Genomic DNA, 17,171 nt, shown 5'->3' with positions numbered 1-17,171 from the left:
CGTGACGCCCCCGGTCACACATGATATTTCCAATCACACCTGGTTGCAATAAACTATAAGGGTGCGCTCGTTGGAGAAGTAGATGCAGCGCCGTGACGGTCCCCTGCGGCGATTCGGCCCTCCAAACAAACCCGGGTAGATGCCCCTGCCCTGTCTGGTTAGACGTCCGCCCCTTCGGTGAGGACGTCTTTCACGACGTCCGGGTCTTCGAGAAGTTGATGTTTCGTGTAACTACCCTCTGCACTCCCACCGCTGTGTTTCGACTGCTCGATGATGTCGAGAAACGCGTGTTCTTTGAGCAGGTCACGCACCCGACGGAGTGAGAGGCTATCCGACCCCTGTTGGCGACAGATGTTCTCGTAGACTTCGTACACGCGACTCGTTCGGAATCCGTCTTGTTGCTGGTTCGACAGCGAGAGAATCGCGAGGGCCTGGAGGACGTACCGCGAGTGCGGAGTCGAACCGCGGATGAGTTCGCGGAACCGGTCTGTCTCCGCGCGCTGGCGCGCCTGCGTGACGAAGTTCTCTTTGACCGTGCTGGCACCCATCGACTGTGCAATTTCACCGGCGTATCGGAGGATGTCGATAGCCTTGCGGGCGTCTCCGTGTTCACGAGCAGCGAGTGCTGCGGCACGCGGAATCGTCGATGGGTCGAGGACGCCGTTTCGGAACGCGTCACTGCGTGCGTCCATGATGTCTCGCAGTTGATTGGCATCGTACGGTGGGAAGACGAACTCACGTTCACAGAGACTGGATTTGACGCGTTCGTCCATGCGGTCTTTGTACTGAATCTTGTTGCTGATGCCGATGACGCCCAGTTTACATCCGGCAATCTTCCCTGCTTCACCCGCCCGCGAGAGTTGCATCAGAATGTCGTCGTCGCTCAGTTTGTCGATTTCGTCGAGGATGATGAGGACGACGTCGTAGAGTTCGTCGAGGATACGCCAGAGACGCTTGTAGTACGTCGACGTCGAGAGTCCCTTGTCCGGGACTTTGATACCGGTGACGGCGGGGTCGTTGACACTGTCGGCAATCGTCTGGACGGCCTGCGTCTCGGTGGTGTCCTGTGCGCAATCGACGTACGCGAACGTCGCTTTCACACCTTCTTCTTCGGCGGTGTCGACCAGTCGTTGGGAGACGTACTTCGCACAGAGTGACTTTCCCGTGCCTGTCTTCCCGTATATCAGCACGTTACTCGGACTCTGCCCGAAAATCGCGGGATTCACCGCCGTCGCGAGGTTCGAAATCTCGTCGTCGCGACCGACGATGCGACCCTCTCCCGGAAGATGATTGATTTCTAACAACTCCTTGTTAGCGAAGATAGGGTCCTCCCGAGTAAAGAGGTCGTCACTGGCGTTAGGCATGTTCGCAACACACCACGTTTCCGGTGAAAGGACTTGCCATTCGTCGCAGGACACACACACCGCGTTTCCGGTGAACGGCGACGAACCTCCGTTTCCTGTCCACACGAAACAGAGGTCTGGGTTCACCGGAAACCCGGTGTGGGGAGGTGTTTCAAAATGGACCGACGCACTCGTGAGACAGGTTCGATATTCGTGACGTGAGTCGAGCACACGCGTCGGTTCGGAGGCGTGTCCGACGTTGAAACCCCTCAGAACCTGTCGTGGGAGAGCAGAAGATGGTCTGTCACTCGAAACCCACGAGCGAACCGAGACGAACCTCGATGAGACGCACTCGTGGGACCAATTCGGCGTCGGAACCGCGTCGGTGCGATGTTGTCGTTCGATTCGAGCAGTACTCGAGTTTCGAGTACAACTTTATTCGCGAGTGTATCAATGGACGGTAACACGAATAAACTATTTAATGGTTGCTATACATCGAGAAAATCATCGACCGACGGTAAACTGGAGTCACCACACTTTCGAGAAGACGCACACTGTCGGATTCGTGGCGTCCGTCCACTCTCTCCCGACGACGCGCCTTCGGATTTGGTCGCCGAGACACGACACCCTCCGGAAACGCGGTGTCAATCCGGGATTCCGCCACCCTACCGGAATCGTCGTTTTGAGGGCTCAGAAACCACTATTTCACCGGAAACGTGGTGTGGTCGGTATAAATGGACTGATTCGCGTCGGCCCGGGTGGACAGGGGTGAGAGTGGAGGCACCGTCACCGACGCCCACACCGAATTCGACGGATTCGCACGCCGAACGTGTCTCTCGATGGTTCACCGGAAACCCGGTGTGTCTGTTTCCCTCACCAGCATCTCGAACCGGTCCCCACCGAGGCACCGACACCCACCGAGACATTCGGCCATTTCACCGGAAACGTGGTGTCTGTCAGCGCTGTAACGTACTCGGTCCGCGCCGACAGAACGTCGACTCGCGAATTCACCGGAAACGTGGTGTCTCTGCCCCTCTATCGACTCTCTCGCGTTTCACCGGAAGCGAGGTGTGGGAGACGGCGTCGAACCCACCCGACGTCTCGACACCGAAGTCGACGAGCGACCGGTGGGCGACATGGTCGATTCACCGGAAACGTGGTGTGCAACCGACTGGCGTACTCTCGTGACTGTCACCCGTGGCTGACAGTGCCGTTCTCGTGGCGTCAATGCAATTACCCTACAGTGCGAACTGGCAGTCATGCGTGCACTCGGTCGGGCGTGGGTGCGCCTCCGTGAGGCTATCGGGAATGCAGAACGTGGTGAGACGTGGTCTCTGGAGTGGTCACGTCGAATCGAGACCCGATGGTCCCGTGGGGGAGAACTCGTCGATTGCTTCAGATTCGACGATGGCTACGTCACCACCGTCCAGTACACACAGCGGGGCGTCAGATGGCAGCTCACGCCCGGACAGGTCCCACTCGCAAGTGCGCTCGCGATGGCCAGACTCTATCTCGACCACCGGTTGACCCCACAGACCGACCGTGAGGGCCGGCCATTCATCGGCCTGACGGACAGCGGTCCCGTACAGGTGTTCGAGGAGATACCGCCGGAACCCGTCGAGTACGTCTATCTCGACGGTATCCGAACCCTCGAGGAGTTCCCCGACTTCATCTCGGTGGACGAGGACCTGCGGTCGGTCTTCGAGCGAATGGTCCCCGCGCAGTCGCGAACATCTCGATAACGTCGAGTTCGCTCCCATCTCCGCATCGCAGTGTAGTCGGCTATCGCGTCGTCCGCCAGTAACCGAATCGACTCTCTCACGCCAGAACCCGAATCGACCCCCTCACAGCGGCGGTTCTCGTGTCGCAAGCCGTTTCCCCCTCGCGTTCGTAGCCGAGATGATGACTGCCGAGGACAAGGAGACGACTGTCCACCCGGACGAGTCGGAGGCGTCGGCCGGAAGCACCGACGGGACGGAGGCAACCGGCGATAGTGCGTCGAACCCTGCCGTCGATTCCGACCGTGACGTACTCGATAGACTTAGCGACGTCACCGACGCCACCGTCCCCGACGACGACTCCGACGATGACGTCTCACTCGCCTCGTTTTACGACGCACTCGAAGCAGAAGGCCGCCCCGTCGTAACCGCCCAACAGGTCGCTCGCCGACTCGACGTGTCGCAAGCGACGGCGATGGACGGACTGGACGCACTCGCAGAGGCCGGCCGAGTCCAGAAGGTGAACGTCGAGACTGACCCACTCGTGTGGTATCCAACCGAGTGGGGCGAACTCGCCTCTCGCGAACACGTGGTTTTGTTCCCGAAACGGCGCGAACTCGTCGTCGACAACCCGACACAGTACACACGCGCGCGACTCTCGCAGTTCGCACACCTCGTCGATACGACGGGTGACCGCGAGGGCCGCGGACGCGGCTACCTCTACCGGATTCGGCAAGAAGACGTGTGGCAGGCCCCGTTCGACGACGTTCGTGACCTGATTGCGATGCTCCGGTCGGTGGTGCCGGAACGCTCGCCACATCTCGAAAGTTGGATCGAAGACCAGTGGAAGCGCGCACACCAGTTCCGCCTGTACACGCACGAAGAAGGCTACACCGTCCTCGAAGCGGCGACAGAGAACCTCATGGGCAACGTCGCACTCCAGAAAATGGACGATGACCAGATTTACGCCCCGATTTCGGACACCGAGGCGTGGGTCAGAGACGAAGAAGTCGCCGCAGTCAAGCGTATCCTCTACGACGCTGGCTACCCGGTCGAAGACGAACGTGACCTCGAAGAGGGCGACGAAATCGACGTTTCGCTCCACGTCGAACTCCGAGAATACCAGCGAGACTGGGTCGACCGATTCTTAGACCAACGCTCGGGCGTCCTCGTCGGCCCACCCGGTGCTGGAAAGACCATCGCCGGTATCGGTGCGCTCGTGGCAGTCGGCGGGGAGACGCTCGTTCTCGTTCCGAGTCGCGAACTCGCTCGCCAGTGGCGCGAAGAACTCCTCGCGAACACCGACCTCGACCCGGACCAAATCGGCGAGTATCACGGCGGAAGCAAAGAGATTCGTCCGGTCACCATCGCGACGTACCAGACCGCAGGGATGGACCGTCATCGGTCGCTCTTCGACTCTCGCCGGTGGGGGCTCATCATCTACGACGAAGCCCACCACATCCCCAGTCGCGTCTTCCAACGAAGCGCCGACCTCCAGTCCAAACACCGACTCGGACTGTCGGCGACACCCATCCGCGAAGACGACAAAGAGGCCGAGATATTCACGCTCATCGGCCCACCTATCGGAACCGACTGGAGCAAACTCTTCGACGCAGGGTACGTCCAGGAACCGGAAGTCGAGATACGGTACGTCGGGTGGGAAGACGACATGGCCAGAAACGAGTGGGCGTCGAGCGACGGGCGCGAGCGCCACATGCTCGCGGCGATGAACCCCGCGAAGGAGTTCGAGATACGTCGTCTCAGAGCCCGTCACCCCGACTCGAAGACCCTCGTCTTCGTCGACTACCTCGACCAGGGCGACGCAATCGCAGACGCGCTCGACGTCCCGTTCGTCAGCGGTGAGACGCGACACCATCGCCGAGAGGCGTACTTCGACGCGTTCCGCGACGGCGACCTGCAGACGCTCGTCATCTCTCGCATCGGTGACGAAGGAATCGACCTGCCGAACGCCGAACTCGCAATCGTCGCCTCGGGTCTCGGCGGGTCACGCCGACAAGGCTCTCAGCGTGCCGGCCGAACGATGCGTCCTGCCGGGAGCGCACTCGTCTACGTGCTCGCGACGCGCGGCACGAGCGAGGAGGATTTCGCGCAGCGGCAGATGCAACACCTCGCTGGCAAGGGGATTCGCGTCCGTGAGTCAAACTCGGGTGCCCCCGCGGACGACGAACACGACCCGACGCAGGACGACGAGCAGGACGACGAGGCAGATTCGGACGCGACCGAGTAATCACGGTCGGTCGAAGCCCGATATCGGCGTTCAGTCGGGGGATTCTCCGCATGGAATGAGAATTCTTAAGTCCAATCGTAGATTCAGACTCTCTTGCCCGCTCTTAGCTCAGCCTGGCAGAGCAGCCGACTGTAGATCGGCTTGTCCCCCGTTCAAATCGGGGAGAGCGGACTTTCTGACCAGCTCAATTTCGAAGAGCATTCGGCTTGTCCCCCGCTCCCGTGAGCGAAGCGAACGAGAGTTCGTGAGTCGCAGAGCGTCTCACGGTATTCAAATCGCCGTGACTCGCGTTGCTCGTCACGAGCACCCGCTCGTGAAACTCGCGGGAACGGAGAGTACGGAATTCTATTCAGCAATCAACCCCCAACCCGGGTGTCGTCGACGGCGACTGGGTTTGGCTACTCTTCCGGGAGGTAACAGACGTTGGGTGCGTCGTCGCCGATTCGGTTGTCTTCGACGACGTTGCCGGTCGAGTTCTCGTCTATCTTTATCGGTTCTCCGGCGTTCTCTCGGACGACGTTCTCACGGACGACGTTGTCGTCTGAGTTCACGAGTTCGATACCGTCACCGTCGTTCTGGCGGATGAGGTTCCCCACGAGTTCGTTGCCGTCAGAGGATTGGATACGGATTCCGTCGTCACCGTTTCCGATGATACCGTTCTTCGAAACGGTACAGTCGTTGACTCTGCTTCTGAACTCGATTCCCACACCACCATTCCGATAAATTTCGTTTTCTTCGATGAGAGTCGTGCTTGGACTACCTCTCGTCGTCGACACGTCGATACTGAGTCCGTCTCCCTCGTTTTCGATAATCCGGTTCCCTCGAATGAGGCCACCGGAGAGTTCCTCGATCGAGAGCACAGACCCATTCTGGAAGAAGAAGTTGCCGGTGATAGACGGGGCGACGGTCCCTCCGGCGATACTGAGTCCACGACCATTGTAGTCGACCCGGTTGTTCTCGAACACGAGTTCGTCGGCAGACGTCTCGTTGAAAAAACTGACAGAGTCGTTCTTCGTGATTCGGTTTCGACGGAAGACGTTCCCGTTACCGCCCTCGGTGGCGTCGATTGCTGTCCTATTCTTTGCGAGAATGCTGTCGGTCACGGCCACGTCGGAGGCGTTCAAGTACCATAGTCCCCTGCCGCATCGAGTGACTTTCACGTCGTGTATCTCTCCGCCGCTGAAATCACCCAACGTGATGCCTGTTTCGAACCCAGTCACGTGGAGATTTTTGAGTGTGAAATTCTCGGTGGGGGACTCTGAATACTCGCCAACATCGATACCAGTGCAGTATGGGTACGTCCCTTTGCCACATCCTTCGAGGAGGTGTCCCTGTCCATCGATTGTGACGCCGTTCACGCCGGGTTCGACTCTAATGAGCGTCTCACCACTCTTCGCGACGATGTCTTTGGTCAGGACGTAGTACCCAGGTTCTGTAATCACCGTCGGGCCGTCGATGGGAATTGCATCGCTTGGGACCTCACCGCCTGCCACAGCACTGCTGGACAACCCGGACAGTCCCAGTCCTGCGATAGCAGTCGCAACTGCTCCTCTCCGAAGCACGTCTCGGCGTGATAAGCCACGATTCTGTGGCGACCATTCAGGGCTCATTCGTGTAGAATACGGACGCAGACGCATTGTTATACTTAGAATTCTGACAATTATGATGTTCTGAAAAAGCGCACAGAGTGATTGGAGTGGCGTTAGATGGGGTCTGACCCTCCAAACCCGAAGAAAGTCTTCGGACCGTGAATTCACGCCCCGCGGCACTCAGTAGTCTTCGAGGCGGCAGGTGTCGGGCGCGTCGTCGCCGATTTGGTTGTTCTCGACGACGTTGCCGGTGGATAGTTCGTCGATTCTGATGGCCAAGTCGCCGTTCTCTCGGATGATGTTCTCGCGGACGACGTTGTCGTCGGAACCGTCGTCGCTGAACTGCGCACTTCGAAGCTCGATACCGTCGCCGGCGTTCTGGCGGACGAGGTTCCCTACGATTTCAGTCTGGTCTGAACCGCTGAGGAGAACTCCGTCGCCGCCGTTCCCGATGGCGCGATTCTTCGAGACTGTACTCGGGCCTCGAACACCCCTCAACTTGACCCCGTCTGAACCGTTCCGGAAGACGTCGTTCTCCTCGATGACGACGTCTCCGAGACCGGAGTCACTCCCATCGATATCGATTCCGTACCGCTCGTTTTCGATGAACCGGTTTCCTCGAATGACGTTGTCGCTCCCGACGCCCACGTATTCCGAGATATCGAATCCTTCGCGGTTTTGATAGAACAGGTTCCCCGTGACTCTCAGGCCACTACTGTTGCTGAAGCCAAACCCGCTGTCGTTGTAGTCGATGCGGTTATCTGCGACCACAGACTCGTCGGCAAAGTCGATGGTACCGACGATATCGTTTCGTGTAATTCGGTTTCGAAGAAGCGCGAGTCCTGGCGACCCTTCGTCTTGGAAGAACGCGTCGTTGTTCTTGGCGACGATGCTATCTGCTATCGTCAGGTCACGGTTTTCGAGTAAATAGATTCCCCAATCACAATGGGTTACTTTCACGTTAGAAATCAGTCCCCGATTTGTATCACCGAACTCGATGCCGATATCGAACCCCGTCACGATGACGTTCTTCACCACAGGGTCATTTGTGTTGGCGTCGGTATACTCGCCCACGTCGATACCTACGGACCCAAAGATGTCTTTCCCCGGCCCCTTGATGGTGTGGCCTTGACCGTCGATGGTGACGTCGTCAGTTCCCGGTTCGACAGCGATAACGACGGTGTTGGTCTTCGAGACGATATCTTTCGTGAGCACGTAGTATCCCGGCTCGGTAATCTCAGTCGGGCCATCGATTGGAATGGCGTCGTCCGGCACGCCAGTCCCACCAGTTCCCCCGGCGGCGGCGCTTCCAGTCAGACTCGACAAGCCAAACCCAGCGATAGCAGTCGCAACCGCACCTCTGCGAAGCACGTCTCGGCGTGATACGCCCCGATTCTGTGGCGAGCGTTCTGAACGCATTCGTCTAGAATGCGGCCGCAGACGCATTGTTATAATTGGAGTTCTGACAATTATGGTCGTGTGAAGAACAGCACAGAGTGATTGTGGTGGCGTTAGACAGGTTCTGACCCGACAATACCGATGACGTTCTCCGAACTGTGATTTTCACGGAACGTGACTCTCAGTAATCTTCGAGGCGGCAGGTGTCGGGTGCGTCGTCGCCAATCTGGTTGTCTTCGACGACGTTACCCGTCGAATCGCCGTCGATTCTGATAGCCAAGCCACCGTTCTCGCGGATGATGTTCTCGCGGACGACGTTGTCGTCGGACCCGTCGTCACTGAACTCCGAGCTTCGAAGTTCGATGCCGTCGCCACCGTTCTGGCGGATGAGGTTTCCGACGACTTCAGTTCTATCTGCGTTTTCGAGGAGGATACCACTGCGGGCGTTTCCGATGACGCGGTTCTTCGAGACAGTGTTCAGCCGCTGAATAAAGGCCACTCTGATTCCGTCTCCCCCATTCCGGAAGACGTCGTTTTCCTCGATGAGAACTGCTCTCGAATCACTGTTCAACTCGATTCCGTAGCGGTCGTTCTCGATGAACCGGTTCTCTCGGACGACGTCGGGAGCGTCTTCGCTATCACCAAGCGAGTCGTCGACGAACAGACCAGCGTCGTTTTGATAGAATAGGTTTCCGGACACTATCGAGCCGTACGAGAAGGATATGCCCAATGGCCTGCCGTTGTAGTCGAATCGGTTGTTCTCGATTCGGAGGTTGGAGGAGAAATCGAACCCACCGATAGCACCGTTCCGAGTGATTCGGTTTCCGACGAGCGTCGCCCCAGTTGCCCCTTCGTCCTGGAAGATTGCCAGGTCGTTCTTCGCAATGGTGCTCTCGGAGACGGTCAAACCGGGGGCAGATAACAAATAAAGCCCCCACTGGCAGTGGGTTATCTTTACGTTGTGGACGGTCGCATTCCGGACCTCTTCGAAGGTGATTCCTGCAACAGTGAACCCCGTGACGGTGAGATTTTTCACTGTGACGTTCTCGTCGAATGGCGCGTCGGGATACGTCCCCGCAGCAATCCCATACTGTGATTCTCCACTACCAGCGAGGGTGTACCCCTGTCCGTCGATGGTGACGTTGCTCACCCCCAACTCGACGTTGATGACGGTGACTGCGTCCGTTTCGACGATGTCCTTCGTGAACACGTAGTACCCCGGTTCGGTAATCACCGTTGGGCCGTCGATTGGAATTGCGTCGTCCGGGACGCTATCTCCACCAGTTCCCCCGGCGGTGGCACTCCCAGCGAGTCCAGACAGTCCAAGTCCAACGACGGCAGTTGCGACACCACCCCTGCGAAGTACGTCCCGACGTGACAACCCACTCGTCTGTGATGGTCGTTCAGAACTCATTCGTGAAGAATGCGGCCACAGGCGCTTTGTTATGATTGGAAGAATGACAATTATAGAGGCGTGAAAACTTGAATAGAGTGAATGAACGGCGTAATGAAACGTTTTCGAGGACGGCGGCTATCGATACCCCTGACCGTGAGGAGACTGTCTCCCTACCGTGGACTGTAGAGGACTCATTGTCCGCCGAGTTCGGCGTTTCGAATAGTGTGCTATAGAGTGACCTTACCAGAACATATCAATATTATAACCCCTTATGAGGGATGCATCCGTAGTGTACGCTAATGAACCCCCGCTCTGCGTCACCCGAGTTGGTACACGTCCGCACCGAAATGAACGACCACGGGACGATGACCGTCGAACTGCACGAGACGAACGAGACGCGCCATCTCGTGGAGTACGAATCCGAGGAGATTCACGACACGCTCGCGTCGCTCCCCGTCGGTTCCCGAGTTCCCATCGAGATGGTCCGGGTTGGGGCGCGTTCGAACGTCTGGAAGGTCGTTGCTCTCCACGGCCGACGCGTCCCGACTGCCGACCAGTCCGTCTCGACGGCGAACTGACCACGCTCGAACGCCGCGGACTCCCACCGACACGGCGAACCGCCGGGGCTATATTCCCCGCCCGTCTCCCGACGTTCAATGGCTGTCGTCACCGAGATAGACGTTCGATTCCGCGACCACGACTCCTTCGGACACGTAAACAACGCAGTCTACGCCACCTACTGTGAGCAGGCGCGCGTGGAGTTCTTCGAGACGGTCCTCGACGTACCACTTTCGGAACTCAACATCGTCGTGGCCCACCTCGAACTCGACTACCGGGCGCCAATCGAAGGTGTCGGAACCGTCGAAGTCGAAATCGAGGCGGGCGAACCGGGTGGGAAGAGCTTCCCCCTGTTCTACGAACTGTCCTACGAGGGCGACGTGGTTGCGACGGGGAAGACTGTTCAGGTCGCGATGGACGAATCCGGAAGGCCGACTCGCGTCCCCGAGACGTGGCGTGAGGCACTGGCGAACCAGAGCTGACGTCTCTACGCGGGTTCTACGCGCTCGTGACCACTCCGAGTCGACGCTCGTATCACGACCAGTGAGCACGCCGAGTCTCGTCCGACGAGTCGTCCCAACTCGCTCGTGATTCGGATTCGCACGACAACGACGAGACAGCGGGATTAAGTAGTCGGCCAGTAATCTTGGGGTATGCCTCAGGGAGTACTCGAAGAAACTCGCCCGTCTGCTGACGAGACAGCAGCCCTGCAATCTCGGGCAGGAGAGCGTGTCCTCCACATCGGCCGCGACAGGCCGATTCGTATCAGTACCGGACACAGACTCCTCCACCACGACGGAAAGTGCAGTCGTCCCCACGGCCACAACTACGAAATCAGCGTTCGCGTAGTCGGCGAACTGACCGACGAAGGGTGGGTCGTCGACAAGGGTGACGTGACCGACGTCATCGACGAGTGGGACCACCGATTCCTCGTCGAAGCGGGTGACCCCCTCGTCGACGCCTTCGAGCAGTCCGGCGACGCCGATGGAACTGTCGTCCTCGACGCGCCGCCGACTGCCGAGGTGATGGCCGTCGTCCTCGAAGAGAAACTGGAAGCGGCGCTCTCGGACAACGTCTCTGCGGTTTCGGTCGAAGTCCGCGAGACTGGGGAACTCTGCGCCGGGTTCTGATGCCCGTCTCAGATACCGTCTCGCGGCCCGACACCGACGCCGACGGCGAACAGTTGCCCATCAACGAACTGTTCGCGTCACTGCAGGGCGAGGGAAAACTCGCGGGCGTCCCGAGTACGTTCGTCCGGACGAGCGGGTGCAACCTCCGGTGTTGGTTCTGCGACTCGTATCACACGTCGTGGGACCCGACACACGCGTGGATGGGTGTCGACGAAATCGTCACTGAAGTCGGGTCACTCGCCCCGTCTCACGTCGTCGTCACCGGCGGTGAACCACTCGTCCACGACGAGACGACCAGTCTCCTCTCCGAACTGGCCGACGACTACCACCTCACCGTCGAGACGAACGGGACGCTCACCACCGACGCGCCAATCGATCTGGCGAGTATCAGTCCGAAACTCGCGTCGTCGACGCCGACGCCCGAGAACGCGCCGGCAGATACCGACCCCGGGGTCTGGACCGACCAACACGAATCGGCCCGAATCGACCTGGATTCGCTCGCCGCCCTGGTCGAACACGCCGACGACTTCCAACTCAAGTTCGTCGTCACCGGACGGGACGACGTGCCGGAAATCCAGTCGCTCGTCGACGACGTTCGCGGCGTCACCGCACGCGAGGTTCGCGACAGCGACGTGCTCCTCATGCCCGAAGGACAGACACGCGACGCGCTCGCTCGGACTCGAACCGAGGTTGCCGAACTCGCGGCCGAATTCGGCTACCGATACACGCCACGACTCCACGTCGACCTGTGGAACGACGCGCCCGAAACCTGAGCACTCCCTGAGACAAAATCTGTATTCACCACGATGACCGACGACACATCCACCGACGAGAAACGCGCCGTCGTCCTCCTCTCCGGCGGCATGGACAGCGCGACGACTGCCTACGAAGCGAAGGAACGAGGCTACGAGATATACGCGCTTCACACCTCTTACGGCCAGCAGACCGAGTCGAAAGAGTACGAGTGCGCCCGCGCACTGGCCGACGAACTCGACGCCCGTGACTTCCTGCACATCGAGACGACGCACCTGAAACAAATCGGCGCGTCGTCGCTGACAGACGACTCGATGGCCGTCGAGGACGCGGACATGGACTCCGACGAGATTCCCACCTCGTACGTCCCGTTCCGGAACGCCAACCTCCTGTCGATGGCCGTCTCGTACGCCGAAGCAAACGAATGCGACGCCGTCTTCGTCGGCGCGCACTCCGAAGATTACTCGGGCTATCCCGACTGCCGCCCCGAGTTCTTCGACGCGTTCGAGGCGATGGTCGACGTGGGGACGAAACCCGAGACGCACATCTCCCTCGAAGTGCCGTTCGTCCACGATTCGAAGACCGATATCGCCGAACGCGGCATCGAACTCGGCGTCCCGTTCGAACACACGTGGTCGTGTTACCGTGCCGAAGAACCCGCCTGCGGGACCTGTGACTCCTGTGCGTTCCGCTTGCAGGCGTTCCAGAACCTCGGCGAACGCGACCCGATTCCGTACGCAGAACGACCAGACTACGTCGAAACAGACCCGGCGTAACCCGTACTTTTCACGGTTCCGGGTGAACCACGCGTCATGAGCGACGAGAAGCGTCGGACAGCGGCCCACTTCGGAAACGCCGCCGAATCGTACTTCGAGAGCGACGTCCACCGCCTCGGAGCGGACAGAAAGACGCTCGCCGAGTGGTGCCGAGACGCCACGCGAGCACTCGACGTTGCGACTGGCGGTGGCCACACAGCAGGCGCGATTGCAGCGGTGGGCGTCCCCGAAGTCGTCGCCAGCGACGCGGCACCTGCGATGGTCGCCACCGCGGTTCGAGAGTACCCCGTCACTGGCGTCGTCGCCGACGCAGAACGACTCCCGTTCGGTGACGAAACGTTCGACGCCGTCTCGTGCCGTATCGCCGCCCACCATTTCCCAGACCCGGAGGCGTTCGTCGCCGAAGTCGCTCGTGTGCTCGAACCCGATGGGGTGCTTGCGTTCGAGGACAACGTCGCACCCGAAGACGAGTCCCTCGCGACGTTCCTCAACGGAATCGAGCGCTTGCGCGACCCGACGCACGTCGAACTCTACCCCGTCTCGCAGTGGCGCGAGTGGTTCGAAGACGCCGGGCTAGTAGTCGAGGAAATCGAGACGGCGTCGCTCACGCTCGACTTCGACGCCTGGACGGAACGAACCGGCGTCTCGCCCGACGACAGAGCGGAACTCGAACGTCGGTTCCGGGAGGCACCGACGGCGGCGAAGGACCGGTTCGAAGTCGTATTCGACGGCGACGCTGTCGTCTCGTTCGCCAACCCAAAAGCACTGATTCGAGCGCGGAAGCGCTAGTCGCCCGTCGTACTGGTTTATTCTCTCACCCTGCGTATCGTTGACATGGTTGGGGATTCTCCAAAGATGTCGACGTCCGTGGGGCGCTCGCTCGATACGGCGGTTTCGTACGGTTGGAAGAGCGCGTATGGGTTCCTCGTCGTGACGCTCGTCTCCTACGCTCTCGGTGCGATGTTCTTCATAGAGGGTGGCATCTACGGTCCGTTGAGCGACGCCGCGGCCCTGCTGGTCGGTCTGTTCATGCTGCCGCTCGTCTGGGTGCTACATCTGCTGACCCACGAGCACGACTGGAGTCGAGAAACCATGTGGCTGGGTGTTGGTTCCGTCGCCCTCGTGTCGGTGGGGTCGTTGGGACTGCTGATTGGTGACCTCTTGTCCCTCGGGGCCGTTGGCGGCGGTTTCCTCGGGTTACAGTTCCTGGGTATCGTCCTGGAGGGTGTCTGGCTACTCGCCGTCGGCGTGCTGGGATTACGAACGCTGGCAGTCCCCCGAAGCGTCTCGCTCGCGGCGCTCGCTGCGGGACTCGGCTATGCTGGTGGCATCGTCGCGCTCTCGGCGACTTACGCGCTCTCGCTTTCGGTCGGTAATCCGGTGTTCCTGCTGGCGGCGGCGCTCGCCTTCGGCGGAATCGTCGCCTGGTCGGTCCTACTCGGACGCGAACTCCAGTCGCGGGACCGGCAGATGCGCCGGACGACTGGATTCGGAACCGGACAGAGCGGGCTTTGAGCTCCCTCGTTCTCATCTCGTCCGGTGGACTCAGCACAGACTCGGTACATGGAGCGGTTCGACGGAGTGAGATTCGGTACATGGGGCGGTTCGACGGAATGAGACTCCGTACATGGAGCGGCCCGACGGTGCCAGATTCGGTGAAGACGGGAACTGTCCCGGTGTGCACCGACTCGCATCTGGCCCAAATCCTCAACCCTCTCCACACCGTCATGATATAGCATGGCACGAGTAATCGTGGTCGGTGGTGGTCCCGCAGGACTCTCTGCGGCCCTGTTCGCGTCGAAAAACGGACTGGACGTCCACCTGTTCGACACCGACAAGACGTGGCTACACAGCGCTCACCTGTTCAATTACCTCGGCATCGAATCGAAAGATGGAGACGAGTTCCTCGACGAGGCCCGCGAACAGGTCGAAGGGTTCGGTGCCGACCTGAACGAGGGCGAAGTGACGGGCGTCGAGCGAACCGACGAGGGGTTCGTCGTCACCGTCGGCGGCGAGACGCACGAGGCAGACTACGTAGTCCTCGCGACGGGGACGAAACGCGGACTGGCCGAGAACCTCGGGTGTGCGTTCACAGACGAAGACGTCGTCGACGTGGACGTGACGATGGAGACGAGCGTCGAGAACGTCTACGCGACGGGCGCGATGGTCCGAACCGAGGAGTGGCAGGCCATCATCTCGGCGGGTGACGGTGCTGCCGCGGCGCTCAACATCCTGTCGAAAGAGAAAGGCGAACACTTCCACGACTTCGACACACCGGAGGACGCAGCGTAACCACCGTCACCCGAGGACGCGGCATAACTCGGCGTCCCGCCAACTGATTTTCACGACTCGACGAGGACGACGCCAGTGACGACTAACGCGCCGCCGGCGAGCGTCACGAGCGTCACGGGTTCGCCGAGAATGAATGCCCCGAGAGCGAGCGTGCCCGCGGGTTCGATGGTACTGACGATGCTCGTCCGACTCGCGCCGATACGAGACAGGCCGGCGAAGAACGCGACTATCGGGACGACGGTGGCGACGACGGCGATACCGGCGATGATGAGCCACGACTCGCCTGTCGTCGGAATCTGAAGCTCACCGGTCGCACTCCCAAAGACGAGAAAAGAGACGGTGGCGGCCGGGAGGACGTGCGCAGTGAGTGTCCGCGAATCGACCGTCGCGAGCGTCTGCCGACTCACGACGATGTACGTCGCGTAGACGATGGCGGCGAGGAGGACGATGAAGACGCCCCGAGGGTCTGCGCCTGCCGGGTCTGCTCCGGTGATGAGAACGACACCAGCGAGAGCGACGACGAGGGCCACGAGCGTCCGTCTCGTGACCGGTTCACCGAGGACGGCGACGGCGAGTGCGACGACGAAGACAGGGTAGGTGTAGAGGACGATGCCCGTGAGTCCCGCCGTCAGGTACTCCAACCCGAGGAAGTAGAGCAGACTCATCGTCGCGTACCCGAAGCACCCGAGGCCGAGTCCGACCAACAGGTCACGTCCGGAGAGGAGACGGAGAGACCCCCGAACGCCGAGCCACGACCAGACGAGTACCGTCGCGAAGAGGAAACGAAACGTGAGGACGGTCGGAATCGACAACCCTGCTGACGCGGCGAGTTTCCCGAAGATACCCAGTGTACCGAACCCGAGTGCCGAGACGACGACGAGTGCAGTCCCGAGTCGGTCGCTCATTATCGACTCACGCATGGCCCGTGGCTAAAACAATTCGCAAGCGGTAAGCGTCCCCTCTCCATCGAGCGGTGTGTGACCGCGTCAGAGTACGACGCCCCTATCTCGCCGCTCGGGGGACTCAGTATCGCGATTCTCGCAGTCTCGACGAGCGCCATCCTCGTCCGCTGGAGTGCCGCGCCGAGTCTCGTGAAGGCGTTCTATCGCGTGCTGTTTACCGTTGGTCTCCTCGCGCCAGTGGCGTTCGTCCGCCACCGAGACGCGTTCGAGAAAATCTCGCGCCGTGACCTCGTCGCTGCGAGCGGTGCGGGTGTCGCACTCGCCGCGCACTTCGCCTCGTGGTTCGAGAGTCTGAACCACACGACAGTCGCCGCCAGCGTCACGCTCGTCCAGGCACAACCGTTGTTCGTCGTCGTCGGTGCGTGGGCGTTCCTCGACGAACGCGTGAGTCGGCGGACGACGCTCGGAATCGGTGTCGCACTCGCGGGTATGGTCGTGATGTCTTTGTCGGACCTCGTCACGGCGAGCGGTGCGCCCAGACCCCTGTTGGGGAACGCGCTGGCCATCGTCGGTGCCGTGACCGCTGCGGCCTACGTCCTCACCGGCCGGAGCGTCAGGAGTCGCGTCGCGCTCGTCCCCTACGTCGTCGTCGTCTACAGCGTCTGTGCGGTGGTACTGTTGACCGTCACTGTCGCCCGCGGCGACCCGCTTTCGGGCTATCCGGCCCGTGAATGGCTCTTGTTCCTCGGGATGGCAATCGGGCCGGGTATCTTCGGCCACACGGTCATCAACTGGGCACTCGCACATCTCGAATCGAGTGTGGTGTCCGTCTCACTCCTCGGTGAACCCGTCGGGAGTACGATTCTCGCGCTGTTTCTCCTCGGTGAGATTCCCACGCTGCCGACAGTCGTCGGCGGGGCCGTCGTCCTCGCCGGTATCTACGTCACCAGTACGTAGCCGTTTCCGCCGTGTTCGACGCGCTGCGTGCACTGCGACTGCTGTCGTCTGCTGTCGTCACCCTCCCATACCCCCAATATACTGGGACTGCAGAAACGTGTGTTATCGGCG

At 60.4% G+C, this 17,171-nt stretch carries 16 protein-coding genes and 1 tRNA gene; 12 read left to right on the top strand and 5 right to left on the bottom strand.

Annotated features, from left to right (window positions below):
- Nucleotides 1-158 precede the first annotated feature (158 nt).
- Nucleotides 159-1,364 (bottom strand): Cdc6/Cdc18 family protein, encoded by a 1,206-nt coding sequence (locus ACK3R5_RS08590; RefSeq protein WP_411963652.1) that lies wholly within the window; start codon nt 1,362-1,364, stop codon nt 159-161.
- Between the two features lie 1,238 nt (nt 1,365-2,602).
- On the opposite strand from ACK3R5_RS08590, the gene ACK3R5_RS08585 reads away from it, so the two are divergent.
- The 3 genes from ACK3R5_RS08585 (at nt 2,603) to ACK3R5_RS08575 (ending at nt 5,480) form a co-directional block, all read left to right on the top strand.
- Nucleotides 2,603-3,085 carry a hypothetical protein gene (locus ACK3R5_RS08585; RefSeq protein ID WP_411963650.1) on the top strand — a complete coding sequence of 161 codons (483 nt, stop codon included), beginning with the start codon at nt 2,603-2,605 and terminating at the stop codon, nt 3,083-3,085.
- Nucleotides 3,086-3,245: 160 nt separating this feature from the next.
- Nucleotides 3,246-5,309, top strand: a complete 2,064-nt coding sequence (locus ACK3R5_RS08580) for a DEAD/DEAH box helicase (RefSeq protein ID WP_411966690.1) — start codon at nt 3,246-3,248, stop codon at nt 5,307-5,309.
- A 97-nt stretch (nt 5,310-5,406) separates the two neighbouring features.
- Nucleotides 5,407-5,480: transfer RNA gene (locus ACK3R5_RS08575), tRNA-Tyr, on the top strand.
- A gap of 227 nt (nt 5,481-5,707) precedes the next feature.
- Here ACK3R5_RS08575 and ACK3R5_RS08570 read toward each other — a convergent pair.
- The 3 genes from ACK3R5_RS08570 to ACK3R5_RS08560 all read right to left on the bottom strand — a co-directional run bounded on the left by ACK3R5_RS08570 (nt 5,708) and on the right by ACK3R5_RS08560 (nt 9,710).
- A complete protein-coding gene (locus ACK3R5_RS08570; protein ID WP_411966689.1) occupies nt 5,708-6,919 on the bottom strand; it encodes a right-handed parallel beta-helix repeat-containing protein in 1,212 nt (403 codons plus the stop codon).
- Between the two features lie 159 nt (nt 6,920-7,078).
- Nucleotides 7,079-8,317: a nitrous oxide reductase family maturation protein NosD gene (locus ACK3R5_RS08565; RefSeq protein WP_411966688.1), complete on the bottom strand. Its 1,239-nt coding sequence runs from the start codon at nt 8,315-8,317 to the stop codon at nt 7,079-7,081.
- A 160-nt stretch (nt 8,318-8,477) separates the two neighbouring features.
- On the bottom strand, nt 8,478-9,710 hold the full coding sequence (locus ACK3R5_RS08560; protein ID WP_411966687.1) for a nitrous oxide reductase family maturation protein NosD: 1,233 nt from the start codon (nt 9,708-9,710) through the stop codon (nt 8,478-8,480).
- Between the two features lie 281 nt (nt 9,711-9,991).
- Between ACK3R5_RS08560 and ACK3R5_RS08555 the strand changes: the two genes are divergently transcribed.
- From ACK3R5_RS08555 to ACK3R5_RS08520, 8 genes are all read left to right on the top strand, one after another.
- The gene (locus ACK3R5_RS08555; protein WP_411966686.1) at nt 9,992-10,270 is read left to right on the top strand and encodes a hypothetical protein; all 279 of its coding nucleotides are present in this window, start codon (nt 9,992-9,994) and stop codon (nt 10,268-10,270) included.
- A 78-nt stretch (nt 10,271-10,348) separates the two neighbouring features.
- A complete protein-coding gene (locus ACK3R5_RS08550; protein WP_411963643.1) occupies nt 10,349-10,732 on the top strand; it encodes an acyl-CoA thioesterase in 384 nt (127 codons plus the stop codon).
- 171 nt (nt 10,733-10,903) lie between these two features.
- Entirely contained in the window at nt 10,904-11,380 is a 477-nt protein-coding gene (locus ACK3R5_RS08545; protein WP_411966685.1) for a 6-pyruvoyl trahydropterin synthase family protein, read from the top strand.
- Complete coding sequence (locus tag ACK3R5_RS08540) at nt 11,380-12,153, top strand: 7-carboxy-7-deazaguanine synthase QueE (protein WP_411966684.1); 774 nt, start codon at nt 11,380-11,382, stop codon at nt 12,151-12,153. The genes ACK3R5_RS08545 and ACK3R5_RS08540 overlap by 1 nt, the downstream gene beginning before the upstream one ends.
- Before the next feature lie 33 nt (nt 12,154-12,186).
- Nucleotides 12,187-12,909 (top strand): 7-cyano-7-deazaguanine synthase QueC, encoded by a 723-nt coding sequence (gene queC, locus ACK3R5_RS08535; protein ID WP_411966683.1) that lies wholly within the window; start codon nt 12,187-12,189, stop codon nt 12,907-12,909.
- 36 nt (nt 12,910-12,945) lie between these two features.
- Complete coding sequence (locus ACK3R5_RS08530) at nt 12,946-13,698, top strand: class I SAM-dependent methyltransferase (RefSeq protein WP_411966682.1); 753 nt, start codon at nt 12,946-12,948, stop codon at nt 13,696-13,698.
- Between the two features lie 66 nt (nt 13,699-13,764).
- The gene (locus tag ACK3R5_RS08525; protein ID WP_411966681.1) at nt 13,765-14,424 is read left to right on the top strand and encodes a hypothetical protein; all 660 of its coding nucleotides are present in this window, start codon (nt 13,765-13,767) and stop codon (nt 14,422-14,424) included.
- 222 nt (nt 14,425-14,646) lie between these two features.
- Entirely contained in the window at nt 14,647-15,201 is a 555-nt protein-coding gene (locus ACK3R5_RS08520; protein WP_411966680.1) for an FAD-dependent oxidoreductase, read from the top strand.
- A gap of 50 nt (nt 15,202-15,251) precedes the next feature.
- Here ACK3R5_RS08520 and ACK3R5_RS08515 read toward each other — a convergent pair whose 3' ends face one another.
- A complete protein-coding gene (locus ACK3R5_RS08515; RefSeq protein WP_411966679.1) occupies nt 15,252-16,106 on the bottom strand; it encodes a DMT family transporter in 855 nt (284 codons plus the stop codon).
- 72 nt (nt 16,107-16,178) lie between these two features.
- On the opposite strand from ACK3R5_RS08515, the gene ACK3R5_RS08510 reads away from it, so the two are divergent.
- Nucleotides 16,179-17,060: a DMT family transporter gene (locus ACK3R5_RS08510; protein ID WP_411966678.1), complete on the top strand. Its 882-nt coding sequence runs from the start codon at nt 16,179-16,181 to the stop codon at nt 17,058-17,060.
- Nucleotides 17,061-17,171 lie beyond the last annotated feature (111 nt).

Origin of the sequence: Haloferax sp. YSSS75, assembly GCF_046764215.1 — an archaeon.
In the GTDB taxonomy this organism is placed as follows: Archaea; Halobacteriota; Halobacteria; order Halobacteriales; family Haloferacaceae; genus Haloferax.
Note: the sequence above shows the minus strand (reverse complement) of the source record. Positions and strands in the feature narration are given on the sequence as shown.